General features: G+C 60.4%; 2 protein-coding genes and 2 pseudogenes. 3 read left to right on the forward strand and 1 reads right to left on the reverse strand.

The features are described 5' to 3' along the window. Positions 1 to 1,821: 1,821 nt before the first annotated feature. From QZY07_RS27540 to QZY07_RS18670, 3 genes and pseudogenes are all read left to right on the forward strand, one after another. Positions 1,822 to 1,968, forward strand: a pseudogene (locus QZY07_RS27540) (AAA domain-containing protein); the annotation flags it as partial. A 295-nt stretch (positions 1,969 to 2,263) separates the two neighbouring features. Further along, positions 2,264 to 2,566, forward strand: a pseudogene (locus QZY07_RS27545) (hypothetical protein); the annotation flags it as partial. A gap of 108 nt (positions 2,567 to 2,674) precedes the next feature. Next, positions 2,675 to 3,466 (forward strand): DUF559 domain-containing protein, encoded by a 792-nt coding sequence (locus tag QZY07_RS18670; RefSeq protein WP_295405935.1) that lies wholly within the window; start codon positions 2,675 to 2,677, stop codon positions 3,464 to 3,466. An 18-nt stretch (positions 3,467 to 3,484) separates the two neighbouring features. On the opposite strand, the gene QZY07_RS18675 is transcribed toward QZY07_RS18670, so the two are convergent. Then, positions 3,485 to 3,958, reverse strand: coding sequence for a uracil-DNA glycosylase family protein (locus QZY07_RS18675; protein WP_295405937.1), 474 nt, complete (start codon positions 3,956 to 3,958; stop codon positions 3,485 to 3,487). Positions 3,959 to 4,738: the final 780 nt, after the last annotated feature.

A 4,738-nucleotide genomic window follows, 5' to 3' on the forward strand; every position in this document is an offset into this window, starting at 1 on the left:
CAGCTTGGTGCGGCCGGGCAAACCGATCTGGTCACGATCGCCAGATACGCCAAGCGGATCGAACATCTCCAGGAGCGACTGCGTGAACTGGGTCAACCCATGTCGGAAGTCGCCATCGGTCTCGGTCATGCCTATACGCAGGTCATCAAGCCGGACGAAGCGGGCCTGCGCGAATTCCGCGCCTTGATCGAACTGGTCGGTCAGCTAAAACTGCCCTTGCTTCAGTTACGTCACGAACGTTTTGATGACGAGGTGTTGGACGATCTGCTGCCTGAACTGACAACCAGCATCGAAACCTTGCGGACATCCCGCACGGAACTCGGGACTTCCTTTGCCGTGGATCAGTCGCCACCCGCGGATGCGCTCGATGCGATTCGGGCACGGCTGGCAACCGCCGGACTGTTCCGCTGGTTCAACGCGGATTGGCGCGCATCGCGACGGGCCTTGCTCCAACTTGCGGCCAAACCAGGAACCCGCGTCAAGGATCTGTCGAACCGACTCGATCAGCTCTGCGCCTACGCGAAAGACAAGCAAACGCTGGAAAACGATGCCCGTTATCGACGCGCCCTGGGCACTCACTTTGCCGGGCTCGATACCGCTATCGTCGATCTGCGGGAGCTGCGCGCCTGGTATCGGTCCGTGCGGATGCGCTATGGCGTCGGGTTCGGACCCAAGGTACCACTCGGCGCTACGCTGCTCACCATGTCGACCACGCAGGCCAGGGGAATCCAGTCGCTGCGTCAGCAGGGTATCCTTGAGCGGATTGATACGATGCTCGGGGAACTGGACGAACTGAAAACGGCCTTCGATGGCTATGCCCCGCTGCAACGGAGCGATGCCGCCTTGATTGCGGCGGACGGCCCCTTGTCGACACTGGAAGAGCAGATTCGGCCAATTCTTGGCATCTGCCAGCGGCAGTTAATCGATACAACCGCCTCTGTCGCGGAGGTCGAGCGTACCGTTAACCAACTTGGGGAGATCCAGTCTTATCAACAAGCATTGAACGAGAGCGCATTCGATCCCCAATGGTTCGACCATCAAATCGACCTGCTGGCGGATCCGGATCAACTGGACGAGGCGACCTTGACGGCCGCCGAGCATACGGCGGAATTCGCGCAGGCGCTTGAGGAAAGGGTGAAATTACGTATCCTGAGTGCTGGCATCCGCCGTCAACCAAACCGTGAATTGTTCACCGCGCTTCGGCAGTTTGCCGAACAAATGGAAACGGCCTGGCAGAGACATCTCGACCGCCGAGCCCAATTTGTCGATCTAACCGAATTGGATCTGGACGCTTGGCAGATCGGCACCGGCCACACACTCGATGGGCTGATCGACCGTAACCGGAACGCCCTGCAACAACCCGACTGGCTGTCGAACTGGCTCGACTATGTCAGGGTTCGTCATCAGGTCAAGTCGATCGGTTTTACGCGGCTCACGACCGCGATTGAACGGGGCATTCTGCCAGCCGACGAGATCGACGCCGGTTACCGGTTGGCCGTGTTCGACGTGCTTGCGAGGGAAATTCTCAGGGAAGTTCCGGCCCTCGCCACCTTCTCCGGAAATGCGCAACGCGCGTTGCAGCAACAGTTCAGTCAATACGACGAGACGCTCAAGCGCCTGCAACGTGAACGCATCGCCTGGCGGATCGCCCAGAATCCGATTCCGCCCGGTTCGACCGGCGCAAGAGCCAGCGACTATACGGAACTTGCCCTACTCCAACGCGAGTGCGCGAAAAAGACCAAGCACATTCCGCTCAGACAGTTGGTTCACCGCGCCGGCAATGCACTGGTGGCCCTGAAGCCTTGCTTCATGATGGGGCCGATGTCGGTTGCGCAGTATCTCGCACCCGGCCAAATCGACTTCGACCTCATTGTCATGGACGAGGCGTCGCAGATGAAGCCGCAGGATGCCTTGGGCGCCATCGCCAGAGGCCGACAACTGGTGGTCGTCGGCGACCCGAAACAGCTCCCACCAACCAGTTTCTTCGACCGGGTCATCGACGATGAAGAGGAAGAAGCAACGGCGATCGAGGAGTCCGAAAATATCCTGGAGACGGCGATTCCGCTCTTTCATCATCGCCGTCTGCGGTGGCATTACCGCTCGCAGCATGAATCGCTGATCGCGTTCTCGAATCATGCCTTCTACAAGGGTGTAGCTGGTGATCTTTCCCTCGCCACACAACGATTCCGAGGACTTTGGCGTAAAACTCATCCGGGTCGCGCGCGGGCGGTTCGTGAATCGGCGCAATATCGAGGAGGCGCGCATGATCGCTCTCGCGGTGCAGCACCATCTTTTCCACCGACCGGGAGAATCGCTGGGCGTCGTCGCCATGAGCGCCGATCAGCGCGACCAGATCGAACGTGCCGTGGAAGCGATCGCCAAGGACGATCCACTGTTCCGAGATGCCATGGACCGGAATCTTCTGAACCAGGAACCGCTGTTCATCAAAAACCTGGAGAATGTGCAGGGCGACGAACGGGATGTGATCTTTATCTCCTGCACCTACGGGCCGGAGGAGAAGAGCGGCAAGGTCTTTCAGCGTTTTGGACCGATCAACTCCGACGTCGGCTGGCGACGGCTCAATGTCCTCTTCACCCGCTCCAAGAAGCGGATGCATATCTTCAGTTCCATGGGATCGGAGGACATCCTGCTTTCGGCGCAATCCAAACGAGGCGTGAAGGCGTTCAAGGACTTTCTTGCCTTTGCCGAAACCGGCCATCTTCACCGGGCAATCGATCATCCTGAAAGGCCGCCGGACAGCGATTTCGAGGTCGCGGTTGCCTCCGCCCTTTCTCAAGCCGGTTTCGAGTGCGAACCGCAGGTTGGCGTGGCCGGCTTTTTCATCGACCTCGCCGTTCGCGATCCGGGCAACCCCGGCCGTTATCTCATGGGCATCGAGTGCGATGGGGCCACCTACCATTCGGGCAAGTCCGCGCGTGATCGCGACCGTCTGCGTCAAACCATCCTGGAGCGCCTGGGCTGGCGCATCCACCGTATCTGGTCGACGGATTGGTTTAGAAATCCTCGGGGCGAGATCGATCCGATCATTCGCGAGTTGAACGCGCTGAAGAGTCAATCAGTCGCCGCCAAACCCGAGACAGCCGAAGTCGCTGAGCGCCTGAACATCGTTGAGGACAGCGACGACGTCTTGCCGGATGCGGTGATTGAAGCGAGTCTTCCCGAGGCACGCGATCTGCGCGGGAAACTCTGTCACTTTGACCTTGATGTCATCCGCGCCGAAGTCGTGACGACGCCAGAGAGCCAGCGCTTGCTGCGCCCGGCAATGCTGGAGGCGCTGCTGGAATTCATGCCGATGACGAAAAGCGAATTCGTCGAGCGGATTCCACCGTACCTTCGCCAGGCGACCAATGCTCAGGAGGGCAAATACCTGGATCGAGTATTGCGGATCATCGAGGAAGCGGAGACGGAAACGGAAACGGAAACGGCGAGGTTTGAACTGGTATGACCCAGAACGCGAAATCGTTCACGATGCCATCAAGTCCCGCCACGCTAGATGGTTGGCGATACGCCCCATGGTTTGGCCGAGCAGGGTCCGGCCCGGCTCCATCTTGAACCAGGTGGAGGCGCCCGAGGGATGCGGGAGCGGGATGATGTCGGCCTCCCAACCGGCCTCCGATCGGTAGGGCCACTGCTGGCCGATCACCTCGTTCAACAGTCCGAATTCCATCACTTGGGCGATGGCGAGCTTGCCGATCGGGATGATGAGACGCGGACGCAGCAGGTCCATTTCGGTGCGCCACCAACCGCCGCAGCGTTCGACCTCGCCGCGATCCGGCACGCGGTCGCCGCCCTTGGGGTTCTTGCCGGGGAAACAGCGGCAGACCGCGCTGATCAGGATGCGCTCGCGACAGGCGGCTTCGTCCAGGCCAATCGACGCGAACCAGCCAAAGAGGGTCTTCGGCGGTCCAGCAAAAGGGTCGCAGTTGTTCGATCTCACGAGTGCCGGGGGCCTGTCCGATCACACCATCACCGGCGACAGGACGGCGGCGCTGTGCACCGGCGGTCCGCGCATGCCGGGACAACGGCGGCAGGCTTCCAGGGTCGGCATGCAAGCGGATGAGCGTGGCGTGCCGAGCGCGTGGATCGGCGTTTGGGAGATCCGATCCGGTCATGGGCTCAGTTTAGCCGTCGCACGATCTTTTCGATCTGAATGCGATGGGTGCGGTTGTGGATCGCCGTCAGCGCATGCCACTGGCGCACCGTCAGCGGGCCGAACCAAGGGATGCGGATGCCGCGCGCGGGCGTTCAGAGGGCCAAGGCGCTCGATCAGGCGCGAATAGCGTTCGACTGCGGTCCCCAGCGCCGACCCGATCCGATCCGGACCGGACCGGCATCCGCGTGGGGCCAGACATCCTCGTTCTTGCGGGGAAAAGGGTCACGGGGGAAAAGGGTCAGGTCTCGCGTTGTCGCATCACGGGTCTTGAACGAGACTCGTCCGATGACCTGCTCCATCCGTTGGCAACGATGCGAGACCCTACAAGGCCCGCTAACCCTACAGATGGGCGCCAGGGCGGGCGCCGCCGCGCGCGGTCGGGGAAGATGGGGACATGGGCCAGGGCGAGCGCGTACCCCTATAAATCAATAAGTTACAGTTCATATGTATTGTGAAGCTCGCATCTTAACTGTTTGATTTTATTGATTTCAGAAAAAATTATACGCGCTCACCCTGGGACATGGGCGCTCGGGGTTATTTGAAAAACGCACGATCATCAGAATG

This window comes from uncultured Thiocystis sp. (genome assembly GCF_903866365.1).
Classification (GTDB): domain Bacteria; phylum Pseudomonadota; class Gammaproteobacteria; order Chromatiales; family Chromatiaceae; genus Chromatium.